This is a genomic window from Streptomyces sp. SID12501, from assembly GCF_010550245.1.
In the GTDB taxonomy this organism is placed as follows: Bacteria; Actinomycetota; Actinomycetes; order Streptomycetales; family Streptomycetaceae; genus Streptomyces.
The window spans coordinates 23,983-50,875 of the sequence record NZ_JAAGLU010000016.1 but is presented as its reverse complement, the minus strand read 5'-3'; the positions used below and the strand labels follow the sequence as shown (position 1 = coordinate 50,875).

The 26,893-nt window shown below is 69.3% G+C and carries 21 protein-coding genes; 6 read left to right on the top strand and 15 right to left on the bottom strand.

Annotated features, from left to right (window positions below; translation table 11 throughout):
* Positions 1-2: 2 nt before the first annotated feature.
* From G3I71_RS20360 to G3I71_RS20350, 3 genes are all read right to left on the bottom strand, one after another.
* A complete protein-coding gene (locus G3I71_RS20360; RefSeq protein ID WP_164316246.1) occupies positions 3-1,115 on the bottom strand; it encodes an amidohydrolase family protein in 1,113 nt (370 codons plus the stop codon).
* 119 nt (positions 1,116-1,234) lie between these two features.
* The gene (locus G3I71_RS20355) at positions 1,235-1,591 is read right to left on the bottom strand and encodes a hypothetical protein (RefSeq protein WP_164316245.1); all 357 of its coding nucleotides are present in this window, start codon (positions 1,589-1,591) and stop codon (positions 1,235-1,237) included.
* Positions 1,592-1,750: 159 nt separating this feature from the next.
* Positions 1,751-2,668, bottom strand: coding sequence for a heme o synthase (locus G3I71_RS20350; RefSeq protein ID WP_203730864.1), 918 nt, complete (start codon positions 2,666-2,668; stop codon positions 1,751-1,753).
* A gap of 395 nt (positions 2,669-3,063) precedes the next feature.
* On the opposite strand from G3I71_RS20350, the gene tkt reads away from it, so the two are divergent.
* The 5 genes from tkt to pgl are packed head-to-tail and all read left to right on the top strand — an operon-like array spanning position 3,064 to position 9,697.
* Positions 3,064-5,166, top strand: coding sequence for a transketolase (tkt, locus tag G3I71_RS20345; RefSeq protein ID WP_164316244.1), 2,103 nt, complete (start codon positions 3,064-3,066; stop codon positions 5,164-5,166).
* Positions 5,167-5,201: 35 nt separating this feature from the next.
* A complete protein-coding gene (tal, locus tag G3I71_RS20340) occupies positions 5,202-6,320 on the top strand; it encodes a transaldolase (protein ID WP_164316243.1) in 1,119 nt (372 codons plus the stop codon).
* Positions 6,321-6,324: 4 nt separating this feature from the next.
* A complete protein-coding gene (zwf, locus tag G3I71_RS20335; RefSeq protein ID WP_164316242.1) occupies positions 6,325-7,848 on the top strand; it encodes a glucose-6-phosphate dehydrogenase in 1,524 nt (507 codons plus the stop codon).
* Positions 7,845-8,915, top strand: coding sequence for a glucose-6-phosphate dehydrogenase assembly protein OpcA (gene opcA, locus G3I71_RS20330; RefSeq protein ID WP_164316241.1), 1,071 nt, complete (start codon positions 7,845-7,847; stop codon positions 8,913-8,915). Before zwf ends, opcA begins: the two co-directional genes overlap by 4 nt.
* Entirely contained in the window at positions 8,912-9,697 is a 786-nt protein-coding gene (gene pgl / locus G3I71_RS20325) for a 6-phosphogluconolactonase (protein ID WP_164316240.1), read from the top strand. The genes opcA and pgl overlap by 4 nt, the downstream gene beginning before the upstream one ends.
* Before the next feature lie 140 nt (positions 9,698-9,837).
* Here pgl and pgi read toward each other — a convergent pair whose 3' ends face one another.
* The 12 genes from pgi to uvrC form a co-directional block, all read right to left on the bottom strand.
* Complete coding sequence (gene pgi, locus G3I71_RS20320) at positions 9,838-11,490, bottom strand: glucose-6-phosphate isomerase (RefSeq protein ID WP_164316239.1); 1,653 nt, start codon at positions 11,488-11,490, stop codon at positions 9,838-9,840.
* 66 nt (positions 11,491-11,556) lie between these two features.
* Positions 11,557-12,816, bottom strand: a complete 1,260-nt coding sequence (locus G3I71_RS20315; RefSeq protein WP_164316395.1) for an MFS transporter — start codon at positions 12,814-12,816, stop codon at positions 11,557-11,559.
* A gap of 133 nt (positions 12,817-12,949) precedes the next feature.
* Entirely contained in the window at positions 12,950-13,285 is a 336-nt protein-coding gene (locus G3I71_RS20310) for an RNA polymerase-binding protein RbpA (RefSeq protein WP_006373288.1), read from the bottom strand.
* A 244-nt stretch (positions 13,286-13,529) separates the two neighbouring features.
* Positions 13,530-13,760, bottom strand: coding sequence for a preprotein translocase subunit SecG (secG, locus tag G3I71_RS20305; protein ID WP_203730890.1), 231 nt, complete (start codon positions 13,758-13,760; stop codon positions 13,530-13,532).
* A 129-nt stretch (positions 13,761-13,889) separates the two neighbouring features.
* Complete coding sequence (gene tpiA, locus G3I71_RS20300) at positions 13,890-14,666, bottom strand: triose-phosphate isomerase (RefSeq protein WP_164316237.1); 777 nt, start codon at positions 14,664-14,666, stop codon at positions 13,890-13,892.
* An 8-nt stretch (positions 14,667-14,674) separates the two neighbouring features.
* Positions 14,675-15,886, bottom strand: coding sequence for a phosphoglycerate kinase (pgk, locus tag G3I71_RS20295; RefSeq protein ID WP_164316236.1), 1,212 nt, complete (start codon positions 15,884-15,886; stop codon positions 14,675-14,677).
* A 130-nt stretch (positions 15,887-16,016) separates the two neighbouring features.
* Positions 16,017-17,021, bottom strand: a complete 1,005-nt coding sequence (gene gap, locus G3I71_RS20290) for a type I glyceraldehyde-3-phosphate dehydrogenase (protein ID WP_164316235.1) — start codon at positions 17,019-17,021, stop codon at positions 16,017-16,019.
* Positions 17,022-17,245: 224 nt separating this feature from the next.
* Positions 17,246-20,197 carry a M14 family metallopeptidase gene (locus G3I71_RS20285; RefSeq protein WP_164316234.1) on the bottom strand — a complete coding sequence of 984 codons (2,952 nt, stop codon included), beginning with the start codon at positions 20,195-20,197 and terminating at the stop codon, positions 17,246-17,248.
* 146 nt (positions 20,198-20,343) lie between these two features.
* Positions 20,344-21,327, bottom strand: a complete 984-nt coding sequence (whiA, locus tag G3I71_RS20280; RefSeq protein ID WP_053744887.1) for a DNA-binding protein WhiA — start codon at positions 21,325-21,327, stop codon at positions 20,344-20,346.
* The gene (gene yvcK / locus G3I71_RS20275) at positions 21,318-22,385 is read right to left on the bottom strand and encodes a uridine diphosphate-N-acetylglucosamine-binding protein YvcK (RefSeq protein WP_164316233.1); all 1,068 of its coding nucleotides are present in this window, start codon (positions 22,383-22,385) and stop codon (positions 21,318-21,320) included. The genes whiA and yvcK overlap by 10 nt, the downstream gene beginning before the upstream one ends.
* Positions 22,382-23,437 carry an RNase adapter RapZ gene (rapZ, locus tag G3I71_RS20270; protein WP_164316232.1) on the bottom strand — a complete coding sequence of 352 codons (1,056 nt, stop codon included), beginning with the start codon at positions 23,435-23,437 and terminating at the stop codon, positions 22,382-22,384. The genes yvcK and rapZ overlap by 4 nt, the downstream gene beginning before the upstream one ends.
* Positions 23,434-25,554: an excinuclease ABC subunit UvrC gene (gene uvrC, locus G3I71_RS20265; RefSeq protein ID WP_164316231.1), complete on the bottom strand. Its 2,121-nt coding sequence runs from the start codon at positions 25,552-25,554 to the stop codon at positions 23,434-23,436. The genes rapZ and uvrC overlap by 4 nt, the downstream gene beginning before the upstream one ends.
* A gap of 313 nt (positions 25,555-25,867) precedes the next feature.
* On the opposite strand from uvrC, the gene G3I71_RS20260 reads away from it, so the two are divergent.
* Entirely contained in the window at positions 25,868-26,824 is a 957-nt protein-coding gene (locus G3I71_RS20260; protein WP_164316230.1) for a hypothetical protein, read from the top strand.
* Positions 26,825-26,893: the final 69 nt, after the last annotated feature.

The following is a 26,893-nucleotide window of genomic DNA, read 5'->3' as shown; positions in this document are numbered from 1 at the left end:
CTTCACACCTCACCCAGCCCGTACACGCGCCGCGCGTTGCCCGCCGCGATCAGCCCCGCCACCCGCTGCGCGTCCCCCAGCGACCACGCCCCCTCGGTGACCCAGCCGCCGAGCACCCGGCCGATGGCCTCACGGAAGAGGCGGGCGCCCACCACATGGAGTTCGGGCAGGCCGTGGGCGCCACTGGAGAAGATGATCTTCCCGAAGGGGGCGAGTTCGAGGATCTCGGCGAGGATGGCGGCGGCCCTGGCGCCGGTGCGGACCAGCGCGGCGCCGAGGTCTGCGTACACATGCGGGAAGACGCCGGCGAGATGGGCCGCGTGGCGGTGGTACGGGTATCCGTGCAGCAGCACCAGGTCGGTGCCGAGCCCGGCCGTCGCGCGGACGAAGTCCGTGAGCAGGACCGGGTCGGTGCGGTCGATGTGTAAGCCCGGTTCACCCAGTCCGGCGTGCAGCTGGAGCGGCAGGCCCGAGGCGACCGCGATCCACAGCAGGTGGCGCAGCAGCACCGGGTCGCTGAGCGCGCCGCCGACCCGGCGCCCGGCCAGCCAGCGACCCGCCGCGCCCCGGACCTCCCCCGGCCCCGGCGGATCGGGCGCGAGCGCCAGTCCATGCCTTACGCCCGCCACGGAGGTGAAGGCGACGGCGCTGGTCGCCGCGCCGTGCACCGACTCGGCGAGGTTGGCGAGGAAGGACTCGACGGTGCCGGAGGTGTCGGCCACCTGTTCGGCGAGGAGTTCGAGCCGGACGATCTCATGGGCCTCGGCAGCGCCCGCGGCGGCCATCTCGCCGGGCCCGGTGAGGTCGCCGGGCAGCCCGGCGTCCACCAGATATGTCGCGATTCCGCTCCCTCGCAGCAGCCGTCGGCCCGATTCCAGTACGCCGAGTTCACGGCGCCGGGCGAGATAACGGGCGGGGGAAGCGTGCGGTTCCAGGCCGAGCAGCGGGGGGCACCAGCGGCGTACGGCGAACCCGGTCTGGGTGTCGAAGAGGGTCGTACCGGCGGCGGGCGGCCCCTCGGTACGCGCGAGTTGGGCCTCGAACGTGGCGAGGCCCAGCTCTGTTCTCAGTACGCCGTGGCAGTACTGGTCCACGAGGGACGGCGTTTCGATCATCCGGGCTCCCCGTGACTGGACCGTGTGTTCCTAAGGTCCTAACGGGTGAACCGACAATCAGGTGTTGCTCGCGCACACCCCGTGGGAACGACCGACACCGATCGGCCACTCCCGGCGCCTCACGGGTTGCCCGGCCCACCCACCTGGATGCCCGCCATGCGCGTCCACTCGTAGGGCCCGGTGGTCACCTTGGCCGCGAACTCGCCGTCGAAGGCCTCGTGGACGGTGATGCCGGCCTTCTCGACGGCCTGCTGGGCGATCGCGTACGTGGGGGCCACCAGGTCACCCCAGCCGCCGTCCTCGCCGACGAGCACGATCCTGGCGCCGCGCTCCCCGATGTACGCCACCTGCCCCTCGGCACCGCCGTGCTGCTTGGCGAAGCCGTCGATCTGCTTGGCGAGCTTGGCCGCCGCGCGCTCCGCCTTGGCGGCCTGCTTGGCGTCGGCGGTCTCGTCAACCTGCTGCGTGTCTGCCATGCCCAGGATGCTACCGACGGGTAGATCGAACGGCGACGGCGGGGCAAGTGGCCTTGACCACGTATCGCCGGCGACTGGGCGCCCCGTAAGGGGCGCGGGGCTGTGACATCAGTGGCTCCGCCACGGGGCGCGACCAGCCACAACGCACCCGCGGCCGAACTACCGCAGGAAGGGATCCACAGCCACGGCCACGAACAGCAGCGACACATAGGTGATCGACCAGTGGAACAGCCGCATCTCCTTGAGCTTGCCGCCCGACGCCTCATCCCGCGCACGCCCCTGCAGGGCGTGCGCCTCCCACAGCCACCAACCGCCCGCCGCCAGCGCGACCGTCGTGTAGAACCAGCCGGTGTAGCCGAGCGGGGTGAGCAGCAGCGACACGAAGACCATCGCCCAGCTGTACGCCACGATCTGCCGGGCGACCGTCTTGTTGGAGGCGATGACCGGAAGCATCGGCACGCCCACGCGCGCGTAGTCGTCCCTCACCTTCATGGACAGCGGCCAGTAGTGCGGCGGGGTCCAGAAGAAGATGACCAGGAAGAGGATGAGCGGCGCCCAGGAGAGCGAGTCCGTGACGGCGGACCAGCCGATGAGGACCGGCATGCAGCCCGCGATGCCGCCCCACACGATGTTCTGCGACGTACGCCGCTTGAGGATCATCGTGTAAACGACCACGTAGAAGAGGAGCGCGCCCAGCGACAGCCAGGCCGACAGCCAGTTGACCGTGAGGCCGAAGAGGAGGGTGGCGGCGACGGCGAGGGTGATACCGAAGGCCAGACACTCGCGCGGGCTGACCATGCCGGTGACCAGCGGGCGCTGCGAGGTGCGGTCCATGAGCGCGTCGATGTCACGGTCGATGTACATGTTGAGCGCGTTGGCGCCGCCCGCGGAGAGGTAGCCGCCGAGGCAGGTGAGGAGGACCAGTCCCAGGTCCGGTACACCCTGCTCGGCCAGGAACATCACGGGCACGGTCGTGATGAGCAACAGCTCGATGATCCGCGGCTTTGTGAGAGCGACGAACGCCATGACCCGGGCGCCGAACGGCTGCCGGCTCGGGTTCTGGCTCGTCCCGCTCATCCCCGCTGGACGGGATTCAACGGCCGTCACGCACACCCCTGACAGAGACATTCCAACAAGCCCCCGGCTGTGAAGTCCCGGTAAAGGCTCGCGCTTACCACGCCACTCTAGACGTTGCCCAGACCCCGTTCTTCGCGGGGGTGGGGTCGTGTTGAGGGGTGCTTTGTGACGGGCATGACGTGGCTCGATTGAGCACTCGGACGGCGCGCTTCGTATTGCAGTCCGGTAGTGGCCGGGAGGCGGATGTGAAGCAGTCCCGGCAGTCTGGAATGACTCGAAATACTGCACGTTCTTACGAGGGTAGGCTCGACAAAGGCCGAGGGTGTCAGCCCCCGGCAGCCGGTGGACACCGAGGACGCCGGCATTAGACATGTGGAGAGGAGCCCTGACCCAGGGTGAGCACCAAGCCGACCACCACAGACCTCGAGTGGACCGAGTTGGACCAGCGGGCCGTTGACACCGCCCGCGTCCTGGCCGCCGATGCCGTACAGAAGGTCGGCAACGGCCATCCCGGTACGGCGATGAGCCTGGCCCCCGCCGCGTACACCCTCTTCCAGAAGGTGATGCGGCACGACCCGGCGGACGCCGACTGGGTCGGGCGCGACCGTTTCGTACTGTCCGCCGGCCACTCGTCCCTGACCCTCTACACCCAGCTGTACCTGGCCGGTTTCGGCCTGGAGCTGGACGACCTGAAGGCGTTCAGGACGTGGGGTTCCAAGACCCCCGGTCACCCCGAGTACGGGCACACGACAGGCGTCGAGACGACGACCGGTCCGCTCGGCCAGGGTGTCGCCAACGCCGTGGGCATGGCCATGGCCGCCCGCTACGAGCGCGGCCTGTTCGACCCGGAGGCACCCGAAGGGGAGTCTCCGTTCGACCACTTCATCTTCGCGATCGCCGGTGACGGCTGCCTCCAGGAGGGCATCTCCGCGGAGGCGTCCTCGCTGGCCGGCCACCAGAAGCTCGGCAACCTGGTCCTGCTGTGGGACGACAACCACATCTCGATCGAGGGCGACACCGAGACGGCCGTCTCCGAGGACGTCGCCAAGCGGTACGAGGCGTACGGCTGGCATGTGCAGCGGATCGCCCCGAAGCCGGACGGCGACCTCGACCCGCACGCCATCTACAACGCCGTCCAGGCCGCCAAGAGGGTGACGGACAAGCCGTCGTTCATCGCGATGCGCTCGATCATCGCCTGGCCCGCCCCGAACGCCCAGAACACCGAGGCCGCACACGGCTCGGCGCTCGGTGACGACGAGGTGGCGGCCACCAAGCGCATCCTCGGCTTCGACCCCGAGCAGTCGTTCGAGGTCTCGGACGCCGTCCTGAACCACACCCGCGAGGCGGTGGAGCGCGGCCGTCAGGCCAAGGCCGAGTGGGAGAAGTCGTTCCAGGAATGGCGCAACAACAACGCCGAGCGCGCCGCCGAGTTCGACCGGATCGCCGCGGGTGAACTGCCCAAGGGCTGGGAGGAGAAGCTCCCGGTCTTCGAGGCGGGCACGAGTGTCGCCACGCGTGCCGCGTCCGGCAAGGTCCTGCAGGCGCTGGGTGCCGTCATCCCGGAGCTGTGGGGCGGCTCGGCCGACCTGGCCGGCTCGAACAACACGACCATCGACAAGACGTCCTCCTTCCTCCCGGCGGACAACCCGCTGCCGGAGGCGGACCCGTACGGCCGCACGATCCACTTCGGCATCCGCGAGCACTCGATGGCCGCCGAGATGAACGGCATCGCGCTGCACGGCAACACCCGCATCTACGGCGGCACCTTCCTCGTCTTCTCCGACTACATGCGCAACGCGGTACGCCTGTCCGCGCTGATGCACGTGCCGGTGACGTACGTGTGGACGCACGACTCCATCGGCCTCGGCGAGGACGGCCCGACGCACCAGCCGGTCGAGCACATCGCGTCGCTGCGCGCCATCCCGGGTCTGAACGTCGTACGCCCGGCGGACGCCAACGAGACGGCCATCGCCTGGCGCGAGATCCTCCGGCGCTGGACGAAGGTCTTCGGCAAGGGCGCCCCGCACGGCCTCGCGCTGACCCGCCAGGGCGTGCCGACGTACGAGGCCAACGAGGACACGGCCAAGGGCGGCTACGTGCTCTTCGAAGCCGAAGGGCCCGAAGGGCAGAGCACAGCGCCCGAGGTCATCCTCATCGCGACCGGTTCCGAGGTCCACGTGGCCGTCGGTGCCCGGGAGCAGCTCCAGGCGGAGGGTGTGCCGACGCGGGTCGTGTCGATGCCGTCCGTGGAGTGGTTCGAGGAGCAGGACCAGGGGTACCGGGAGAGCGTTCTGCTCCCGTCCGTCAAGGCGCGGGTCGCGGTGGAGGCCGGTATCGGTCTCACGTGGCACAAGTACGTCGGGGACGCGGGTCGCATCGTTTCCCTGGAGCACTTCGGGGCGTCGGCCGACGGCAAGGTCCTCTTCCAGGAGTTCGGCTTCACTGCCGAGAACGTTGCCGCAGTAGCCAAGGAATCGATCGCCGCAGCCCAGCGCTGACGCTGACATACCGACACGTAGGAGATGCATTTTCCATGACAGACGCACTCAAGCGCCTTTCCGAGGAAGGCGTCGCGATCTGGCTGGACGACCTGTCGCGCCAGCGGATCACGTCCGGCAACCTCGCCGAACTGATCGACCAGCAGCACGTCGTGGGCGTCACGACCAACCCGTCGATCTTCCAGAAGGCGATCAGCAGCGGTGACGGCTACGAGCCGCAGGTCACCGAGCTCGCCGCCCGCAGGGTCACCGTCGAAGAGGCGATCCGCATGATCACGACGGCGGACGTCCGTGACGCCGCCGACATCCTGCGCCCGGTCTTCGACGCGACGCAGGGCCAGGACGGCCGGGTGTCGATCGAGGTCGACCCCCGTCTCGCCCACAACACCACCGCGACCGTCGCCGAGGCCAAGCAGCTCGCCTGGCTGGTGGACCGTCCGAACACCCTGATCAAGATCCCGGCCACCCGGGCGGGTCTCCCGGCGATCACCGAGGTCATCGGCCTCGGGATCAGCGTCAACGTCACGCTGATCTTCTCGCTGGCGCGCTACCGCGAGGTCATGGACGCCTACCTGGCCGGTCTGGAGAAGGCCAAGGAGCGCGGCCTGGACCTGTCGAAGATCCACTCCGTGGCGTCCTTCTTCGTGTCCCGCGTGGACACCGAGATCGACAAGCGGCTCGACGCGCTGGGCACCGACGAGGCCAAGGCCGCCCGCGGCAAGGCCGGTCTTGCCAACGCGCGGCTCGCCTACCAGGCGTACGAGGAGGTCTTCTCGTCCGACCGCTGGGTGGCCCTCGACAAGGCGCAGGCCAACAAGCAGCGTCCGCTGTGGGCCTCGACCGGCGTCAAGGACCCCGCGTACAAGGACACCCTGTACGTCGACGACCTGGTCGCGCCGAACACGGTGAACACCATGCCGGAGGCGACCCTGTTCGCCACCGAGGACCACGGACAGATCACCGGCAACACCATCGCCGGTACGTACGAGCAGGCCCGCGCCGAGATCGACGCGGTCGAGAAGCTCGGGATCTCGTACGACGAAGTGGTCCAGCTCCTGGAGGACGAGGGCGTCGAGAAGTTCGAGGCGTCCTGGACCGACCTGCTCAAGTCGACCGAGGCGGAACTGACGCGCCTCGCCCCCTCGGAGGGCTGAAACCTTGTCAAGCAGCAACCCGCTGCGTGACCCCGCAGACCGACGGCTCCCGCGTATCGCGGGGCCGTCGGGCCTGGTCATCTTCGGGGTCACCGGCGACCTGTCACGCAAGAAGCTGATGCCTGCCGTGTACGACCTCGCCAACCGCGGGTTGCTGCCACCAGGCTTCTCCCTCGTCGGCTTCGCCCGGCGCGAGTGGGCGAACGAGGACTTCGCGGCGGAGGTCCACGACGCCGTCAAGGAGCACGCCCGTACGCCGTTCCGTGAGGAGGTCTGGCAGCAGCTCATCCAGGGGATGCGCTTCGTCCAGGGCACCTTCGACGACGACGAGTCCTTCGAACGGCTGCGCTCGACGATCGACGAGCTGGACAAGGCGCAGGGGACGGGCGGCAACTTCGCCTTCTACCTCTCCGTGCCGCCGTCGTCCTTCCCGGTGGTCATCAAGCAGCTGAAGAAGCACGGTCTGGCGGACCAGGACAACGGTTCCTGGCGGCGCGCGGTCATCGAGAAGCCCTTCGGCCATGACCTCAGGTCGGCCGAGGAGCTCAACTCGACCGTCGAGGAGGTCTTCGCCCCGGACCAGGTCTTCCGGATCGACCACTACCTCGGCAAGGAGACCGTCCAGAACATCCTGGCGCTCCGCTTCGCCAACCAGATGTTCGAACCGATCTGGAACCGGTCGTACGTCGACCACATCCAGATCACGATGGCCGAGGACATCGGCATCGGCGGCCGGGCCGGCTACTACGACGGCATCGGCGCGGCCCGTGACGTCATCCAGAACCACCTCCTGCAGCTGTTGGCCCTGACGGCCATGGAGGAGCCCGCCTCCTTCGACGCGGACGCGCTGGCCGCCGAGAAGACCAAGGTGCTCGGCGCGGTCAAGCTGCCGCAGAACCTGGGCGAGGACACGGTCCGCGGGCAGTACGCGGCGGGCTGGCAGGGTGGCGAGAAGGCCATCGGCTACCTCCAGGAAGACGGTATCGACCCCAGGTCGAAGACCGACACCTACGCGGCGATCAAGGTCGAGGTCGACAACCGCCGCTGGGCGGGCGTCCCGTTCTACCTGCGCACCGGCAAGCGCCTCGGCCGTCGCGTCACCGAGATCGCGGTGGTCTTCCAGCGGGCGCCCCACTCCCCCTTCGACCACACGGCGACGGAGGAACTGGGCCAGAACGCGATCGTCATCCGCGTCCAGCCCGACGAGGGCATCACGGTCCGCTTCGGCTCCAAGGTGCCCGGCACCTCGATGGAGATCCGGGACGTGTCCATGGACTTCGCGTACGGCGAGTCGTTCACGGAGTCGAGCCCGGAGGCGTACGAGCGCCTGATCCTGGACGTCCTCCTCGGCGACTCCAACCTCTTCCCGCGTACCGAGGAGGTCGAGCTGTCCTGGCGCATCCTCGACCCGATCGAGCAGCACTGGGACAAGCACGGCAAGCCCGCGCAGTACCCGTCGGGCACATGGGGCCCCGTCGAGGCGGACGAAATGCTCGAACGAGACGGACGGAGCTGGCGGCGCCCATGAAAATAGACCTCACGGACACCACGGCCAGCAAGGTCAACAAGGCGCTGGTACAGGGCCGCCGGGCCATAGGCACACCGGCCGTCGGCATGGTCCTCACCCTCGTCATCGTCACCGACGAGGAGAACGCGTACGACGCCCTGAAGGCGGCGAACGACGCCTCGCTCGAACACCCCTCACGCACCCTGGTCGTCGTCAAGCGGGTCTCCCGCTCCCCCCGCGACCGTACGACGTCCCGTCTGGACGCCGAGGTCAGGGTCGGCGCGGACGCGGGCAGCGGCGAGACGGTCGTCCTGCGGCTGTACGGCGAGGTCGTCGAGCACGCCGACTCGGTGGTGCTTCCCCTGCTGCTGCCGGACGCCCCGGTGGTCGTCTGGTGGCCGGTGAACGCCCCGCTGGACCCGGCGAAGGACCCGCTGGGCGCTCTGGCGCAGCGCAGGGTGACGGACACGTACGCGGCCGAGCAGCCGGTACGGGAACTGGCGGCGCGCGCGGACGCGTACACGCCGGGCGACACGGACCTCTCCTGGACCCGTATCACCCCGTGGCGCTCGATGCTGGCCGCCGCCCTGGACCAGGTCACCTGCGAGGTGAACGCGGTCGAGGTGGAGGGCGAGGAGTTCAACCCGAGCTGTGAGCTGCTGGCGATGTGGCTGGCGGACCGGCTGGACGTCCCGGTGAAGCGCTCCCTGTCCTCGGGCCCCGGCCTGACGGCGGTCCGGATGCGGACGAGCACCGGCCCCATCACCCTCGACCGCGCCGACGGCTCCCTGGCGACCCTCTCCATCCAGGGCCAGCCCGACCGCGCGGTGGCGCTCAAGCGCCGTGAGACCGCCGAGCTGATGGCGGAGGAGCTGCGGCGCCTGGACCCGGACGACACGTACGCGTCCGCGCTGCGGTACGGCGTGGAGCGGCTGGCCCCTTCGACGGCCCCCGAACCGCAGGCACCCACACCGGCACCGGCGTCGGCACAGGCACTGGAGCCGGCGAGGAAGGCGCCCGTGGCGGAGGACGCGGAAAGGGCGACTCCGGCTCTGATGCCACCGGTGAAGAAGGTGTCCACGAAGTGAGTACGGCACCGCAGCTCGTCGTCCACCGCGACAAGGAGCTGATGGCCCAGGCCGCGGCGGCCCGCCTGATCACGAAGATCGTGGACGCGCAGGCCTCACGGGGCTCGGCGTCTGTGGTGCTCACGGGCGGCCGCAACGGCAACGGCCTGTTGGCCGCCCTGGCCTCCGCGCCAGCCCGGGACGCGATCGACTGGGCCCGGCTCGACCTGTGGTGGGGCGACGAACGCTTCCTGCCCGAGGGCGACCCTGACCGCAACGTCACTCAGGCGAAGGCGGCCCTGCTGGACGCGGTGCCCCTGGATCCGACCCGCGTCCACGCCATGCCCGCGTCGGACGGCCCGTACGGCTCCGACGTGGATGCGGCGGCGGAGGCGTACGCGGCGGAACTGGCCAAAGCGGCGGGCCCCGAATCCCATGGCCCGGTCCCCACCTTCGACGTCCTGATGCTGGGCGTGGGCCCGGACACGCACGTGGCGTCACTGTTCCCGGAACTCCCGGCGGTACGGGAGACCGACCGCACGGTGGTGGGCGTCCACGGCGCCCCGAAGCCCCCACCGACCCGGGTCACCCTCACCCTCCCGGCGATCCGCGCGGCCCGCGAGGTATGGCTGCTGGCGGCAGGCGAGGACAAGGCGGGAGCGGCGGCCATAGCCCTGTCGGGCGCGGGCGAGATCCAGGCCCCCGCAGCAGGCGCCTACGGCAGACAACGCACCCTGTGGCTACTGGACGCCCCGGCAGCATCCCAACTCCCGAGGACGCTGTACCCACCGTCATCCCCCTGACAGACGCCGGACGGGCTGGTACATCCAGCCCGTCCGGCGTTTGAGGACGAGGCCCCTTCAGGGCCGAAGGGGGGTCTGGGGGCGCAGCCCCCAGCAACAGGATGGGACGGGTAGGGGCGGCGGGGGCGAGAAAGAGCCCCCTACCTCCCCCGCAGCTCCCGATACCGACCAACCAGCGCCACCGTGGACGCATCCAGCCCCGCCACCTCCACCCCCTCCGTCAACGCCGGCTCAACCCGCTTCGCCAGCACCTTCCCCAGCTCAACCCCCCACTGGTCGAACGAGTCGATGTTCCACACAGCCCCTTGTACGAACACCTTGTGCTCGTACAAGGCGATCAACTGCCCCAGCACCGACGGAGTCAACTCCCGCGCCAGCACAGTCGTCGTCGGATGGTTGCCAAGGAACGTCTTGTGCGCCACCAACTCCTCCGGCACCCCCTCCGCCCGCACCTCCTCCGGCGTCTTCCCGAACGCCAGCGCCTGCGTCTGCGCGAAGAAGTTGGCCATCAACAGGTCGTGCTGGCCCTTCAGCCCGTCGCTCAACTCCCCCACCGGCTCGGCGAAGCCGATGAAGTCCGCCGGGATGACCTTCGTCCCCTGGTGGATCAGCTGGTAGTAGGCGTGCTGCCCGTTCGTCCCGGGCGTACCCCACACCACCGGCCCGGTCTGCCACTCGACCGGGTTGCCGTCACGGTCGACCGACTTGCCGTTGGACTCCATGTCCAACTGCTGCAGGTACGCCGTGAACTTGGACAGGTAGTGGCTGTAGGGCAGCACGGCATGCGACTGCGCACCGAAGAAGTTGCCGTACCAGATGCCCAACAGGCCCAGCAGCAGCGGTGCGTTGGACTCCGCCGGAGCCGTCCGGAAGTGCTCGTCGACCAGCGCGAACCCGTCCAGCATCTCCCGGAACCGGTCCGGGCCGATCGCGATCATCAGCGACAGGCCGATCGCCGAGTCGAACGAATACCGCCCGCCGACCCAGTCCCAGAACTCGAACATGTTGTCCGTGTCGATGCCGAAGTCCGACACCTTCCCGCCGTTCGTCGACAGGGCCACGAAGTGCTTGGCGACCGCCTTGTCGTCGCCGCCCAGACCCGCGAGGAGCCACGAGCGGGCCGAGGTGGCGTTCGTGATCGTCTCGATCGTCGTGAACGTCTTCGACGCGACGATGAACAGCGTCTCCGCCGGGTCCAGGTCGCGGACCGCCTCGTGCAGGTCGGCGCCGTCGACGTTCGACACGAACCGGAACGTCAACTCCCGCGCCGTGAAAGCCCGCAGGGCGTCGTACGCCATCGCCGGACCGAGATCCGAGCCACCGATGCCGATGTTGACGACGTTCTTGATACGCCTGCCCGTGTGACCCGTCCACGCACCCGAGCGCACCCGGTCCGCGAAGCCGGCCATCCGGTCCAGCACCGCGTGCACCGCCGGGACGACGTTCTCGCCGTCGACCTCGATCACCGCGCCGCGCGGCGCCCGCAGCGCGGTGTGCAGCACCGCCCGGTCCTCGGTCGTGTTGATCTTCTCGCCTCGGAACATGGCATCACGCAGCCCGAAGACGTCCGTCGTGGCGGCCAGCTCGCGCAGCAGCCGCAGCGTCTCATCGGTGACGAGGTGCTTGGAGTAGTCGATGTGCAGATCACCGACCTGGAGCGTGTACCCGGCACCGCGTCCGGGGTCGGTCGCGAACAGGTCCCGCAGATGGGTGTCCGCCAGCTCCTCACGGTGCTTGGCCAGGGCCGTCCACTCGGGCGTCTGGTTGAGCCTGCTACGGCTGTCTGCGTTCATCTCGGACTTCCGCCTCTTTCCTGCCTGGGCCCCCGCTGCCGGTCCCAACCTAATTGATCAACACGTTCATCGAGCTGTCGTCGTACCGTCGTCCGGTCCAACAACAGACACGTCCGACCGAAGCGCCGGTATCAGTGCGGTGACCGACAGAACGAAGAAGGCGGCGGCCAGCAGCGCCGGTGTGTTGAGGCCCCACGCCGTCGCGACGGCTCCGCCCAGCAGCGCGCCCAGAGGCGCTCCGGCGACCGCCAGTGTGCGGAAGGCCGAGCTGACCCGGCCCAGCATTTCGGCCGGGCTGCGGCTCTGCATCAGGGTCGTCGCGTTGACGTTCCACACCATCCCCATGAGCCCGAACACCGCCATGGCGGCCACCAGCGCGGCCAGGCTGCGTACCGAGCCCATGACGACCAGTGCGCCGATCTGCACCGTACCGGCGAGCAGCACGGCCCGTATCCGCCCGAGCCGGCCGACGAGCGGGCCGTTCAGCGCACCGCCGGCGAGGCTGCCGACCGCGTACGCCGTCATCGCCGCCGCATACCCCCCGTTGCCCGCGTCCAGCCAGTCGGTGACCAGGAGGACGAGGGTGGCGATGAGGGCACCCATGCCCACGTTGCACAGTGCCGTGGCCGCGCACAGGCCACGCAGGGGCCCGTCGTGCCACAGGGCACGCAGGCCGGCCGTGATCTCCGCGCGCAGGGTGCTGCCCGCCGGTCTCGGTGTCCGCGCGGACACGTCGGGCCGCAGCGAGGCGACGAGGGCCGCCCCGACCAGGAAGGTGACGGCATCGGCCGCGAAGGGAACGGCCGTGCCCAGCGCGATCAGTACCGGCACCACCGGCCCGGCCAGCAGACCGCCCGCGATGCGCTGACCGGTCATCAGACGGGCGTTCGCGCCACCGAGCGCCTCCTTGTCGACCAGGGTCGGCAGCAGGGCCGTCGAGGCGTTGTCGAAGAGGGTCTGAAGGGTCGTCAGCGCGAAGGCGAGCGCGATGAGCAGGCCGATCGAGGCGTGCCCGAGGCCGACGGCCACGGCGAAGCAGGCGACCAGCAGCCCTCGTACCGCATCCACCGTCCACATGGCGCGCCGCTGGTCGACGCGGTCCGCGACGGCCCCGCCGAGCAGGCCGAAGACGAGCCAGGGCAGATAGCCACAGGCCGTCACGGAAGCGATGAGCAGGGGCTTGTCGGTGAGAGTCGTGGCGAGCAGGGGCAGCGCGGCCGTGCGCAGCGCGTCGCCGAAGCTGGAGAGTACGGCGGCACTCCACAACCGCCCGAAACCCCCGCGCCACGCGGGCACACGCGCTCCCGCCAACTCGACCGTCGTCACCATTCCCCCTCGCGGTTCGCCGATTCACAAACCGTAGAGGGCACCACTGACAATCGGTCGGGGAGCCGATGGGTGACGCCCCGTCAAACGGCTCCGGTCAGGCACCTCGCGGTGTCTGACCGGCCGTCAACTTCTAGATCTCGCCACGGAGTTTGGCGAGCGCCTCGGCGAGGATCGCCTCGCCGTCCGCGTCGCTGCGCCGCTCCCGTACATACGCCAGGTGCGTCTTGTACGGCTCGGTGCGCGGCGGGGCCGGCGGGTTGTCCCGGTCCTGTCCGGCCGGAAAGCCGCAGCGCGGGCAGTCCCAGGTATCGGGCACCTGCGCGTCGCTGGCGAAGCTGGGCACCGTCTCGTGTCCGTTGGAACACCAGAAGGAGATGCGCAGCCGTGGCGCGGACTCGCCACGCTCGGCCTCGCCCATCGGCCCCGCCCCGACCCGGCTTCCTCGGATCGCGTTGCCACTTGCCACGGTCGTAACTCCCTGCGTAATGGTGCCGCGAAGCGAGTCGACGTTTTCGCTTCGTTGCGAGCGCCTCAGTCTACGTAAGGCCCAACGCGCGTCCAGTGCTCGGAGTTACAGGCCCTGCACCAAGACGCAAGCCCCATGATAGGCCGCCCTTGGCGGGGCGTACCGAACATGGGGCCTTACGTGCGGAATGTGCGTGCGTAATGTGCTGTCGTACCGGTTTTTGACGACCGGTGTCAGCCGCTGATCAGTTGTTCACCTTCATGAGGATGCCAAGCACCACAATGCACGCGAACCACAGCACACCGAGTACCACGGTGATGCGGTCGAGGTTGCGCTCGGCGACCGAGGAGCCGCCGACGGACGACTGCATGCCGCCACCGAACATGTCGGAGAGGCCGCCGCCCTTCCCCTTGTGCATCAGCACGAGCAGCATCAGCAGCAGGCTGAAGACGATCAGGGCGATCGAGAACCCCAAAACCACGGCTGGACCAACTTCCTCGGAATTCTGATGGACGACGGGGCCGGAACTTCATTCGGAACGCGAGGCGCACCAAATACTGGTTTCGGCCCCGCCAGGGTACGACGGATCTCCGCTAGCGCATACTCACTGGTCGCGGAACCGAACGATCTTGACGAACTCTTCGGCGTCCAGTGCGGCCCCGCCGACCAACGCGCCGTCGATGTCGGGCTTCGCCATGATCTCGGCGACGTTCCCGGACTTCACCGAACCGCCGTACTGAATGCGTACGGCGTCGGCCACGTCCTGGGAGTAGAGCTCGGCGAGCTTCGCGCGGATCGCCCCGCAGACCTCCTGCGCGTCGTCGGAGCCGCAGACCTTGCCGGTGCCGATGGCCCAGACGGGCTCGTACGCGATCACGATGGTCTCGGCCTGCTCGGCCGGGAGGTCCTTGAGGCCGCCCTCGACCTGCGCGAGCGTGTGGGCGACGTGGTTGCCCGCCTCGCGGACCTCCAGTTCCTCGCCGACGCACAGGATCGGGGTGAGTCCGTGCTTGTAGGCGGCCTTCACCTTGGCGTTGACGAGTTCGTCGGTCTCGTTGTGGTACTGGCGGCGCTCCGAGTGACCGATCGCCACGTAGGTGCACTTGAGCTTGGCCAGCATCGGGCCGGAGATCTCGCCCGTGTAGGCGCCCGTGTCGTGCGCGGAGATGTCCTGGGCGCCGTACTTGATCTTGAGCCTGTCGCCGTCGACCAGGGTCTGTACCGAACGCAGGTCGGTGAAGGGCGGCAGAACCGCGACCTCACAGGCGTCGTAGTCCTTGTCCGCGAGGGCGAAGGCGAGCTTCTGGACGTGGGCGATGGCCTCGAGGTGATTGAGGTTCATCTTCCAGTTGCCCGCCATCAGCGGCGTACGAGTGGTCATGTGCGGGGTCAGCCTTCCAGTGCGGCGAGACCGGGGAGCGTCTTGCCCTCGAGGTATTCGAGGGAGGCGCCGCCACCGGTCGAGATGTGGCCGAATGCGTTCTCGTCGAAGCCGAGGATGCGCACGGCGGCGGCGGAGTCTCCGCCGCCGACGACCGTGAACGCCGGGGAGTCGAGGAGAGCCTGGGCGACCGCCTTGGTGCCCTCGGCGTAGTCGGGGTGTTCGAAGACGCCCATGGGACCGTTCCAGAAGACGGTGGCGGCGTCGGCGAGCTTCGAGGCGTACAGCGTGCTGGACTCCGGACCGATGTCCAGGCCCATCCGGTCGGCGGGCATCGCGTCCGCGGCGACGGTGGTGGGGTTCGCGGGAGCCTTGGTCTTCAGGTCCGGGAACGCGGAGCCGACCAGCACGTCGACCGGGAGGATCAGCTCGACGCCGTTCTTCTCCGCGCGCTCGATGTACTCGTTGACGACCGGGAGCTGGTCCTCCTGGACGAGGGAGGCACCGATCTCGTACCCCTTGGCCTTGAGGAAGGTGAACACCATGCCGCCGCCGATGAGGATGCGGTCGGCCTTGGCGAGCAGCTGGTCGATGACGGCGAGCTTGTCGGAGACCTTGGCCCCGCCCAGCACGACGACGTACGGCCGCTTGACGTCCTCGGTGAGCTTCTTGAGGACGCCGACCTCGGTGGCGATGAGGTAGCCGGCGTAGTGCGGCAGCCGGGCCGGCAGGTCGAGGACCGAGGCGTGCCCGCGGTGCACGGCGCCGAAGCCGTCGCCCACGTAGACATCGGCGAGGGCGGCGAGCTGATCGGCGAACTCGCCGCGCTCGGTGTCGTCCTTCGACGTCTCACCGGCGTTGAAGCGCAGGTTCTCGAGCACCGCGACCTGGCCGGGCTGAAGGCCGTTCACGGCGGCGTGGGCGGCGGGGCCGACGGTGTCCTGGGCGAAGGCCACCGGGGCGTCCAGGAGTTCACCGAGACGCTCGGCGGCGGGCAGCAGGGAGAAGACGGGGTCCGGGGCGCCCTTGGGGCGGCCCAGGTGGGAGGCGACGACGACCTTGGCGCCGGCGTCCGCGAGGGCCTTGACGGTGGGCAGGACGGCCCGGATGCGGCCGTCGTCCGTGATGACACCGTCGGCCAGCGGCACGTTCAGGTCGGCGCGGACGAAGACCCGCTTGCCGTCGACTCCTTCAGCGAGGAGTTCGTCGATCGTCTTCATGAAGGGGACTCCTAGGGAGGGCTCTTTGGTCCGAGAGGGCCGGATCGATCAGTACGTGCCACAGGGCCCGGGCAACGCCGCGTTGCGTTGCCCGAGCCCTGTGCTCACATCGAAGTGCCTGCTCCGGTACTCAGAGCTGGTTGCCGACGAAGACCGTGAGGTCGACGAGGCGGTTGGAGTAGCCCCACTCGTTGTCGTACCAGCCGATGATCTTCACGCTGTTGCCCTGCACCATGGTCAGGGAGGAGTCGAAGGTGCAGGACGACGGGTCGCTGACGATGTCCGAGGAGACGATCTGGTCCTCGGTGTACGTCAGGTAGCCCTTCAGCTCGCCCTGGGCGGCCTTCTGGAACGCGGCGTTGACCTCTTCCTTGGTCACCACGCGCTCCGTCTCGACGACCAGGTCGGTGACGGATCCCGTCGGGACCGGCACACGCATCGCCATGCCGTTGAGCTTGCCCGCCAGCTCCGGGATGACCACGCCGAGGGCCTTGGCCGCACCGGTGCTCGCCGGGATGATGTTCTCGGCGGCGGCGCGGGCGCGGCGCAGGTCCTTGTGCGGGAAGTCCTGGAGACGCTGGTCACTGGTGTAGGCGTGGACCGTGGTCATCAGACCCGAGACGACGCCGAAGTTCTCCAGGAGAACCTTGGCCATCGGCGCCACACAGTTGGTGGTGCACGAGGCGTTGGAGATGATGTGGTGGTTCGCCGCGTCGTACTTGTCCTCGTTGACGCCGAGGACGATCGTGATGTCCTCGTCCGAGGCCGGAGCCGAGATGAGGACCTTCTTGGCGCCGCCCGCGATGTGCTTCGCGGCGTCGGCCTTCTTGGTGAAGATGCCGGTCGACTCGATGACGATGTCGACGCCCAGCTCACCCCAGGGGATGTCGGCCGGGTCGCGCTCGGAGAGCACCTTGATGGTGTGACCGTCGACCGTGATCGTGTCGGCGGTGTGCGTCACCTCAGCCTTGAGACGACCCAGGATCGTGTCGTACTTGAGCAGATGAGCGGTGGTCGCGGTGTCACCCAGGTCGTTGACAGCCACGATCTCGATGTCAGCACCCTGCTCCAGCAGCGCGCGGAAGTAGTTACGACCGATGCGGCCAAAGCCGTTGATGCCTACGCGGATCGTCACGAACCGATCTCCTCGTTAGGTACGCCGGCTTTCGTGCCGGCGAGTTGTATGGGATGTCCCCGACCGCCTACGACCCTACCTCTCTGAGGCCCGGGTGGTGACATCGAGATGCCCCATACACGGCAGGGCGGTCCGTACCCGCCAGTAGGGGTACGGACCGCCCAGGTTTTGCGCCGCGATTACCCGATCGAAATCGGCGCGATCACCCGATGAACGGGGGCTGATCAGTTCTTCAGCGCGGCCAGCGCCTTGCCGAGGAGTGCCTTCCGGTCGGCCGCCGTGGTGACGTGCTCCAGGCCGAAGCCCAGCAGCACGGTGTCATCCGTGGTGACCGCTCCGTACGTCTTGAACAGCTCGCCCGAGCGTCCCCAGTCACTGATGACCGCGGGGCTGCCCGCGGGCGGTCCGGGGGTGCTCCAGGCGCCCAGGGACGTCTCGAAGCCCTCGACCGCGCCCGCCGTGCCGCCGGTCACGACGGTGGCGTTGTCGGCGAGGACGCCGCGACCGCCGGAGCCGGGGTCGGTGATGTAGCTGAGCGAGATCTCCACCGTTTTGCCCGCGTAGGCCGAGAGGTCGAAGTTGACTTCCTGCCAGCCCGCGGAGGCCCCGGTGAAGCTGTTCCAGGAGCCACTGGTCCCGGTGGGTGTGCAGCCGCCCGCGCCGAGGGTCAGATAGCGGGTGAGGGCGGGGTGGCCCTGGATGAAGAACCCGGCCTCGCACTCGGCGGGCACGGTGGTACTGGTGGCGCCGCCCTTCTCCGGGAGCGTGGTCCAGTCGTCGGCCCCGGCCGTGTGGGCTTCGAGCACGGCGTGGTCGTAGCCCTCCTCCGTGTCCCACAGGAGCTGGGTACGGAAGGTGGGCGCGGCTGCCGCGCTCACCCCGGTGAGGTCGATGGTGCGGGTGAGACGGTTCCAGGCGTAGTCGGTGTGCGTGACGGCCGCCATGAAGGAGCCCGCGTACGGGCCGAACGGGTTGGCGGTTCCGGGATATCCGCCCGCGCCCGCGCTGGCGAACTGGGGGTACGTCGCCACGGGCAGGTTGTCCGAGGTGACGCTGAAGGACCCGGCGGCGTTCAGCGGGTTGCCCGGCGCGCCACCGAGGGCGCCCGTGACGCCGGCGAGCTTCCCGGCTCCGTTGAAGGCGGTGACCGACGGCAGGGTGGTACGGGAGTAGGCGCCCAGGTAGTACTGGCTGAAGTCGTTCGACAGGGTGCCCCCGCCGAGGTCGACGGAGCCTCCCGCGCTCTCACCGGCCTCGACCAGCTTGCCGCCCTCGTTGAGGTAGGCGCGCAGTTGGAGCTGGGTGGCGTTGCCGGGCCGTACGGCGCCGGTGTAGTGGACGACCGTCTTGAAGTGGCCGAGCACCCCCAGTGCGTCGGGTGCGCCCAGGGCGGCGACGTCCCAGACGAGCGGCTTCCGGCCATTGGCCTTCAGCGCGTCGACGTAGACCTGCGTCTGTGCGGCGGTCGCGCCCTCCTCGGCGACGACCAGCGTGTCGGCGCGCGGCCGTTCGGCGACCGTGTACGTGAACCGTGTGCTCTTGGTCGGCTTTCCGGCCTTCGTCTCGCCGGTGAACCAGACCTCGACCTTGTCGCCCGGGTCGCCGTCTGCGACCTTGGCGCGGTACTCGTCGAAGTACAGGTTGTCGTCACCGCCGAAGGTCTCCCCGCCCTTCCACGCCTTGAGCGCCATGTCCTCCGTACGGCCGCCGTTGACGCGGTACTTGAGCTCCTTGTCGCGCACGGACCTGCGTACGACGACCGAGACCTCCTGGTCGGCGCCGCGCGAGTACGAGGTGGTGAAGGGTGCCGGGGTGAAGTCGGGCGCGTCGATGCCGACCGATGACTTCGGCTGGTCGGGCTTGGCCGCGGACTCGGCGAGGGACAGGGCGAACGGGATGTTCTTGGCGAACTCCTGCTGGATCAGCTTCTCGTCGTCCGGGAAGGTGAAGACCGAGGCGCAGTCGGCCGCGTTCCAGGCGTCGTCCGGATAGAGGTTCGACACGGTCTGGCAGGTCGACATCTCCGGGGTGAACATGGCCGCACCGTTGACGTTGGACGCGTGGCCGTTCGCCTCACCGTTGGTGCTGTACAGCTCGGAGGAGAGCTGGGGGCGGTAGCCGGGGATCGCGGAGTTCTCCGGTGTACCGGCGAGCGACTTGTAGACGACATCGTCGGGGCTCGGTGACGCCACCTGCCAGCCGACCCCGTAGAGGAGGAGTTCGGCGGCGGAGTGGTAGTTGATGCCGTACTCGAAGCCGATGCGCTTCTCGAAGGCGTCCAGGGCCTTGGTCTCGGGCTCCGAGCCCGGGCCGGCGCCGCGGTAGGTCTGGCTGGTGGGGAACGGGGACGAGCCCTCGTCGTCGTAGCCCCACTTGTAGGCGAAGTTGCGGTTGAGGTCGACGCCGTCGCCGATGGTGGTGACACCGTCGCCGTTGACGTCCCGCATGTTCTTGCGCCACTGGCGGTCGCCGTCGGCCTGGTGGGTGAAGTCGTAGCCGTCGGGGTTCGCGGAGAGGACGAACCACAGTTCGGTCGAGTCGACGATCTTCTTGATGCGCTTGTCCGTGGAGTAGCTGTCCAAGTAGTGGTGCATCAGACGCCGGGTCATCTCCGGCGTGATCCATTCACGCGCGTGCTGGTTGGACAGGTACAGGACGGACGGCTTGGCGCCGTCCTTGCTCTTCTTCGCGCCCTTGGTCAGTTTGAGCGCGAGGATGTCCTGCCCCTGCAGGGTCTTGCCGATGGAGACGACCTTGGTCAGGGCCGGGTTCTCCTGCGCGGTCCGGAGGATCTCCTCCTGAAGGTTGCCGGCTCCGCTGTACGGCCGGTAGACACCGTCGCCGGCGGCGGCCACGCGTGCGCGTGCCTTCGCGGTGAGGGTGTGCTCCTTGAGGCGGACGCCCTTGTCCTCCAGTTGGTCGGCCTGCTTGTCGGTGAGGTAGACCTCGACCGTGGCCGTGCCCTTCTCCGGTGCCTGTTCCCCGAGTTCGTGGCCGTCCTGGCCGGTCGCGAGGAGCAGGGGTATCTGCGCCTTCGTGACCTCGGCGCGGAAGACCTTGACCTCGTCGGCGCCGGGCGTACCGGCGTCCTCCGCGGCCACGGCGACGGGCGCGAGTCCCGCGCCGCCCAGCAGGAGTGCGCCGGCGGCGAGGATCGTTCTCGCTCTGCGTCTCATGTACCCCCCTAGCGATGGTCCGCCGCAACGACGGACAGATGCCAGGCTCATGACAGTTCATGATCCAGTCAAGGGGGCGCCAACAACTGACAAACGCCGATACCGGCACCCGAAGTGGGCACCGGCACCGGCGTTCTGAGGGGCGGTCAGCCCGCGTCGGCCATCTCCTCGGTGAGGTTGGACTCCGTCCCCGGGATGCCGAGGTCCTGGGCCCGCTTGTCGGCCATGGCGAGCAGCCGGCGGATCCGGCCCGCGACGGCGTCCTTGGTCAGCGGCGGGTCGGCCAGGGCGCCCAGTTCCTCCAGGGAGGCCTGCTTGTGGTCCATGCGCAGCCGGCCTGCCGCCGCGAGGTGCTCGGGGACCTCGTCCGCCAGGATCTCCAGCGCGCGCTGGACCCGGGCGCCGGCGGCGACCGCCGCACGCGCGGAACGGCGCAGGTTGGCGTCGTCGAAGTTGGCGAGGCGGTTCGCGGTGGCGCGGACCTCACGGCGCATCCGCCGCTCCTCCCAGGCCAGCACGGACTCGTGTGCGCCGAGCCGGGTGAGGAGGGCGCCGATCGCGTCCCCGTCCCGGACGACGACCCGGTCGACGCCCCGCACCTCGCGGGCCTTGGCCGCGATCGAGAGGCGCCGGGCGGCGCCGACGAGGGCGAGCGCGGCCTCGGGGCCCGGGCAGGTCACCTCGAGGGACGAGGAACGTCCCGGCTCGGTGAGCGAGCCGTGGGCCAGGAAGGCACCTCTCCAGGCCGCCTCCGCGTCACAGGTCGCCCCGGAGACCACCTGCGGGGGCAGACCTCTGATCGGGCGCCCACGGCCGTCCACGAGCCCCGTCTGGCGGGCCAGCTGGTCGCCGCCCGCGACCACCCGGACCACGTAACGGGAGCCGCGGCGGAGTCCGCCGGGTGCCATCACGATCAGTTCGGAACTGTGGCCGAAAATCTCAAGAATGTCCCGCTTGAGCCGACGGGCCGCCATCGCGGTGTCCAGCTCCGCCTCGATCACGATGCGCCCGCTCACCAGGTGGAGGCCGCCGGCGAACCGCAGAATGGCAGAGACCTCCGCCTTCCTGCAGCAGGTACGGGTGACGGGGAGCCGGGAAATCTCGTCCTTCACCGCTGCCGTCATCGCCATGGGCCGATCCTTCCATGCATCCGAAAAATACGGTCGTACGCGGCGGCCAACAGCTCCGTATCGTGCCGAGGAGATCCGTCGGTCCGGGCCACCGGCGCCAGCTCGACCGCGGCACCGAACCGTTTGGCGGCATCGGTCAGCAAGTCGCGATCGGGCACGGCTGCCTCGTCGGCCAGCACCACGTCCAGGGCGAGTTTAGGGGCGTGTCGTCCCAAAACCTCCAAATGACGCTGCGGGGAGAAGCCATCGGTTTCTCCGGGTTGCGGCGCGAGGTTCAGCGAGAGTACCCGTCGGGCCTTCGTCTCGGTGAGCGCGTCGAGCAGTTCGGGCACCAGCAGGTGCGGGATCACGGAGGAGAACCAGGAGCCCGGCCCGAGGACCACCCAGTCGGCGTCCAGGACCGCCGCGACGGCTTCCGGGACGGCGGGCGGGTCGTTCGGCACGAGATGCACGCTCTGCACCTCGCCGGGCGTCAACGCGACGGTCGCCTGCCCCCGTACGGTGTCGACGTCGTCGGGCCGCTCCGGGTCGTGCCCCTTGACCAGAGCCTGCAGCTCCAGGGGTACGGCGGACATCGGCAGGACGCGGCCGTGCGCGCCCAGGAGCCTGCCGACCAGGTCGAGTGCCTGGACGTGGTCGCCGAGCTGCTCCCACAGGGCGACGATCAGCAGGTTGCCGACCGCGTGTTCGTGCAGGTCACCCTTGGACTGGAAGCGGTGCTGGATGACGCGGGCCCAGGTCTGGCCCCACTCGTCGTCGCCGCACAGGGCGGCCAGGGCCTTGCGCAGGTCACCGGGGGGCAGGACGCCCAGCTCGTCGCGCAGGCGCCCGCTGGAGCCGCCGTCGTCGGCCACGGTGACGACGGCGGTCAGGTCGCCGGTGATCCGGCGCAGTGCGGCGAGCGAGGCGGACAGGCCCATGCCGCCGCCCAGGGCGACGACCTTGGGCTGGGCGCCCCGGCGGCGCGGCTTTGCGCCCCGGGCCTCGACGGACCGGCCCGCGCGGCCCTCGGGGGTCACCCGACGCAGCCTGCTGAGCCGCGGTGTACGTCCCGTCATTCCCGTCCCATGTCCCGGTGCACGATCACGGTCTCCACGCCCTGCGAGACGAGGCGGGCGGCGAGCTTCTCGGAGGTGGCGACCGAGCGGTGCTTGCCGCCGGTGCAGCCGACCGCGATGGTCACATAGCGCTTGCCCTCGCGGCGGTATCCGGCGGCGATGAGCTGGAGGAGCTCCGTGTACCGGTCGATGAACTCCTTGGCGCCGGGCTGGTTGAAGACGTACGCCGACACCTCCTCGTTGAGGCCGGTGTAGGGGCGCAGCTCCGGGACCCAGTGCGGGTTGGGCAGGAACCGCATGTCCACGACGAGGTCGGCGTCGACCGGCAGGCCGTACTTGAAGCCGAAGGACATCACCGTGGCCCGCAGCTCGGGCTCCTCGTCGCCGGCGAACTGGGCGTCCATCTTGGCGCGCAGTTCGTGCACGTTGAGGCTGGAGGTGTCGATCACCAGGTCGGCGTCGCCGCGCAGTTCGCGCAGCAGTTCGCGCTCGGCGTCGATGCCGTCGACGATGCGGCCGTCCCCCTGGAGGGGGTGCGGCCGACGCACCGACTCGAAACGGCGCACCAGGGCGTCGTCCGAGGACTCCAGGAAGACGATCCGCCGGGTGACGCCCTTCACCGCCAGATCGGCGAGCGACTCACGCAGGTTGTCGAAGAAACGCCTGCCGCGTACGTCGACGACGACCGCGATCCTGGCGACGTTGCCCTGGGAGCGGGCGCCGAGCTCCACCATGGTGGGGATCAGCGCGGGCGGCAGGTTGTCGACGACGAACCAGCCGAGGTCCTCCAGACACTTGGCTGCCGTCGAACGGCCGGCTCCGGACATGCCGGAGATGATCACCAGCTCGGGGATGGCCGGTTCGGCGACCCCTGCTGTCTCGATGCCCGTACCCACTTGCTCTCCGTCTTCCTGGCCCGGTGGTTCCTGACCCGCCGTGTCGCCCGGTGCCGGGCCCTCGGCGTGTCGCGAGCGATCATCGCCCGCTTCCTTGTGACCTGTCTGGGCTTCCGCTGTGCGCTCGGCCTTCGGTGTCTCGGCGTGCTCGCTCATGTCTCCTGCGCCCGTCGCTCGTCCGGGGCACCCGCGGCTACGGGCTGCCCCGGGGCATCCGCCCTCGTAACGGGTGCCCCGTCCTGCGTGTCTGCTGTGTCCGCTGTGTAGTCCATGATCTCTCCGGTCGCCGTGTTCACGGCGGGTGCGGCCGGGGCCGCCTGTGCGAGGGTTACGGCGATCGTCTCGGCCGTCTTGAGGCCTATGCCGGGAACCTCGCGGATCTGGTCGATTGTGGCGGACCGCAGCTTTTTCACCGAGCCGAAATGCTTGATCAGCGCCTGTTTCCGGGTTTCGCCGAGTCCGGGCACGTCGTCCAGCGGACTCGCCCGGAAGCGTTTGGCCCGTTTCACGCGCTGGTAGGTGATCGCGAAGCGGTGGGCCTCGTCACGCACACGCTGGAGCAGATACAGGCCCTCACTGGTGCGGGGCAGGATCACCGGGTCGTCCTCGCCGGGGACCCAGACCTCCTCCAGCCGCTTGGCGAGGCCGCAGACGGCGATGTCGTCGATCCCCAGCTCGTCCAGCGCCCGCTGGGCGGCGGCGACCTGCGGCTGCCCGCCGTCGACGACGACGAGCTGCGGCGGATAGGCGAACCGCTTGGGCCGCCCCTCTTCGTCCTTCAGCTCCTCACCGGGTTCCCGACCGGGTTCCCGAGGGTTGCCCGGGCCGTGTTCCTGGCCGGATTCCTGGCCGTCCGCCCATTCCCCGGTCTTCTCCTTCTCGGCGATGTAGCGCTTGAAGCGACGGCCGATGACCTCGTGCATGGACCGGACGTCGTCCTGCCCCTCGAAGCCCTTGATCTGGAAGCGGCGGTACTCGCTCTTGCGCTGCAGGCCGTCCTCGAAGACGACCATCGAGGCCACCACGTCGTCGCCCTGGAGGTGGGAGATGTCGTAGCACTCGATCCGCAGCGGGGCGCTGTCCAGGTCGAGGGCCTCGGCGATCTCCTCCAGGGCGCGCGAGCGGGTCGTCAGGTCGGAGGCGCGCTTGGTCTTGTGCAGCACGAGCGAATGCTGCGCGTTGCGCTGCACCGTCTCCATGAGGGCCTTCTTGTCGCCGCGCTGCGGGATACGCAGCGACACACCGGATCCGCGCCGCTCGGCCAGCCACTCCTGGACGGGCTCCACGGGGTCGGGCAGCGCGGGGACGAGGACCTCCTTGGGCACGGAGTCGCCCTTCTCCTCCCCGTAGAGCTGCTGGAGGGCGTGCTCGACCAGAGCCCCGGTGGTGATCTCCTCGACCTTGTCGGTCACCCAGCCCCGCTGGCCGCGCACCCGCCCACCGCGTACGTGGAAGATCTGCACGGCCGCTTCCAGTTCGTCCTCGGCGACCGCGATCAGGTCGGCGTCGGTCGCGTCGGCGAGCACGACCGCGCTCTTCTCCATGGCCTTCCGCAGGGCCTCGACGTCGTCGCGCAGCCGGGCCGCCCGTTCGTACTCCATCTCCTCGGCCGCTTGCGTCATCCGCTGTTCGAGCCGGCGGATGTACGTCCCCGTGCGGCCGGCCATGAAGTCGCTGAACTCGTCGGCCAGGTCGCGGTGTTCCTCGGCCGACACCCGCCCTACGCAGGGCGCCGAGCACTTGCCGATGTAGCCGAGGAGGCAGGGGCGGCCGGTGCGGGCGGCGTTCTTGAAGACGCCGGCCGAGCAGGTGCGTACCGGGAAGACGCGCAGGAGCAGGTCCACGGTGTCGCGGATCGCCCACGCGTGGCCGTACGGCCCGAAGTAGCGGACGCCCTTGCGTTTCTGACCGCGCAGCACCTGCACGCGCGGGTACTCCTCGTTCATGGTCACCGCGAGATACGGGTAGCTCTTGTCGTCGCGGTACTTGACGTTGAAACGGGGGTCGAACTCCTTGATCCAGGAGTACTCCAGCTGAAGCGCCTCGACCTCCGTGGACACCACCGTCCACTCCACGGAGGCGGCCGTGGTGACCATCGTGCGGGTGCGCGGGTGGAGGCCGGCCAGATCCTGGAAGTAACTGGCCAGGCGCTGGCGCAGGCTTTTCGCCTTCCCGACGTAGATCACCCGGCGGTGCTCGTCGCGGAATTTGTACACCCCGGGAGAGTCCGGGATCTGTCCCGGCTTGGGGCGGTAGCTGGAGGGGTCGGCCATGTCTCACACCCTACTGGCGGGGTGTGACAGCGCGGTGATCCTGTGGACCGACGCCCCCGGTCCCCGGGGAGGGGCGGGCAGGGAGGTGAGAGCCTCGGCAGTCGCGCATGTTGCGCCTCAGGTGTTGTCGCGCCTTGGTCAACACGCTTCAATGCGGGAGAACTCGGGGCGGTGAACGGCCGCGTACGCACGTGCGGACACAAGGACACGGGGACGAGGACGACAACGCCGTGTACGCCCGCCGGGCCGCCACGGTTCGACCCACGCGCGCGGTCCGACCAGCCGCCGCGATCATTCACAGAAGGGCCCCTGCATGCGCCGAGGCACACCGCACGCGGACGACGTCATCGCGGAGGACTCCACCGCGGAACTGGAGACGGCTCTGCGAAACGGCCCCTTCCATGTGGCACTGCGGGCCGCGATCACCGCGCGCGGGCTGCCGTTGCAACGCGTCCAGCACCATCTGTGGCGGTACGGGGTCAAGGTCGGCGTCACCAGCCTGAGTTACTGGCAGCAGGGCGCCCGCCGCCCGCAGCGCCCCGAGTCGCTGCGAGCCGTGCGGGCCCTGGAGGAGATCCTCCAGCTACCGGACGAGTCGTTGATCCGGCTGCTCACTCAGGACGACGAACGCGCACAGCATCCAGCCGGGCGTTCGTACCGCTCCCTGGTGGAGGCCTCCGGAGCCCTGGAAGAGCTGCTGACCGAGCTGGAGGCGCCGCTCGACGGCGGTCTGCACACCCTCGGCCTGCACGAACGGGTACGGATCGGCACGCACCGTGAACTTCTCGCCCGCGAGGCCCATCACATCGTGCGCGCCCACAGGGACGGCATGGACCGTTTCGTCGCCGTGCACCACGGCGACCCCGGCTGCGCGCCGGACCGCATGTCGGTCCACGCCCTGGAGAACTGCCGCACAGGGCGGATACGCCGGCACCACGACACCGGGGTACTCGTCGCCGAACTCCTCTTCGACACACGGCTGCGCGCAGGCGATACGTTCCTCTTCCGGTACGCCGTGGAGGACGGCACCGCGGGCGTGTCCCGTGAGTACGTGCGCGGATTCGGCGTGGCGGGCGGCCAGTACGCGCTCCAGGTCCGCTTCGACGACGGGTCCCTGCCGGTGCGCTGCCACCGGTTCGTCCAGCACTCGGCCGCGGCGCCCCGAAGTGGTCGCCAGGACCTGGCGGTGAGCGCCCACCACCGCTCGGTCCACCTCGTCGAACCGAGGCTACGACCGGGAATCCTGGGGATCGGCTGGGACTGGGAGTGACGTAAGCGCATACGTAAACGCTTACGCAAGCGTTTACGTATGTCTGCGTATGCGATACGTTGCCGCCGT

Excerpts from the sequence above, each read along its gene's own strand:
- G3I71_RS20360 (WP_164316246.1), bottom strand. The coding sequence starts at position 1,115 with ATGATCGAAACGCCGTCCCTCGTGGACCAGTACTGCCACGGCGTACTG.
- G3I71_RS20355 (WP_164316245.1), bottom strand. The coding sequence starts at position 1,591 with ATGGCAGACACGCAGCAGGTTGACGAGACCGCCGACGCCAAGCAGGCC.
- G3I71_RS20350 (WP_203730864.1), bottom strand. The coding sequence starts at position 2,668 with ATGAGCGGGACGAGCCAGAACCCGAGCCGGCAGCCGTTCGGCGCCCGG.
- tal (WP_164316243.1), top strand. The coding sequence starts at position 5,202 with ATGACAGACGCACTCAAGCGCCTTTCCGAGGAAGGCGTCGCGATCTGG.
- opcA (WP_164316241.1), top strand. The coding sequence starts at position 7,845 with ATGAAAATAGACCTCACGGACACCACGGCCAGCAAGGTCAACAAGGCG.
- pgi (WP_164316239.1), bottom strand. The coding sequence starts at position 11,490 with ATGAACGCAGACAGCCGTAGCAGGCTCAACCAGACGCCCGAGTGGACG.
- tpiA (WP_164316237.1), bottom strand. The coding sequence starts at position 14,666 with ATGACCACTCGTACGCCGCTGATGGCGGGCAACTGGAAGATGAACCTC.
- pgk (WP_164316236.1), bottom strand. The coding sequence starts at position 15,886 with ATGAAGACGATCGACGAACTCCTCGCTGAAGGAGTCGACGGCAAGCGG.
- G3I71_RS20285 (WP_164316234.1), bottom strand. The coding sequence starts at position 20,197 with ATGAGACGCAGAGCGAGAACGATCCTCGCCGCCGGCGCACTCCTGCTG.
- whiA (WP_053744887.1), bottom strand. The coding sequence starts at position 21,327 with ATGGCGATGACGGCAGCGGTGAAGGACGAGATTTCCCGGCTCCCCGTC.
- yvcK (WP_164316233.1), bottom strand. The coding sequence starts at position 22,385 with ATGACGGGACGTACACCGCGGCTCAGCAGGCTGCGTCGGGTGACCCCC.
- rapZ (WP_164316232.1), bottom strand. The coding sequence starts at position 23,437 with ATGAGCGAGCACGCCGAGACACCGAAGGCCGAGCGCACAGCGGAAGCC.
- uvrC (WP_164316231.1), bottom strand. The coding sequence starts at position 25,554 with ATGGCCGACCCCTCCAGCTACCGCCCCAAGCCGGGACAGATCCCGGAC.
- G3I71_RS20260 (WP_164316230.1), top strand. The coding sequence starts at position 25,868 with ATGCGCCGAGGCACACCGCACGCGGACGACGTCATCGCGGAGGACTCC.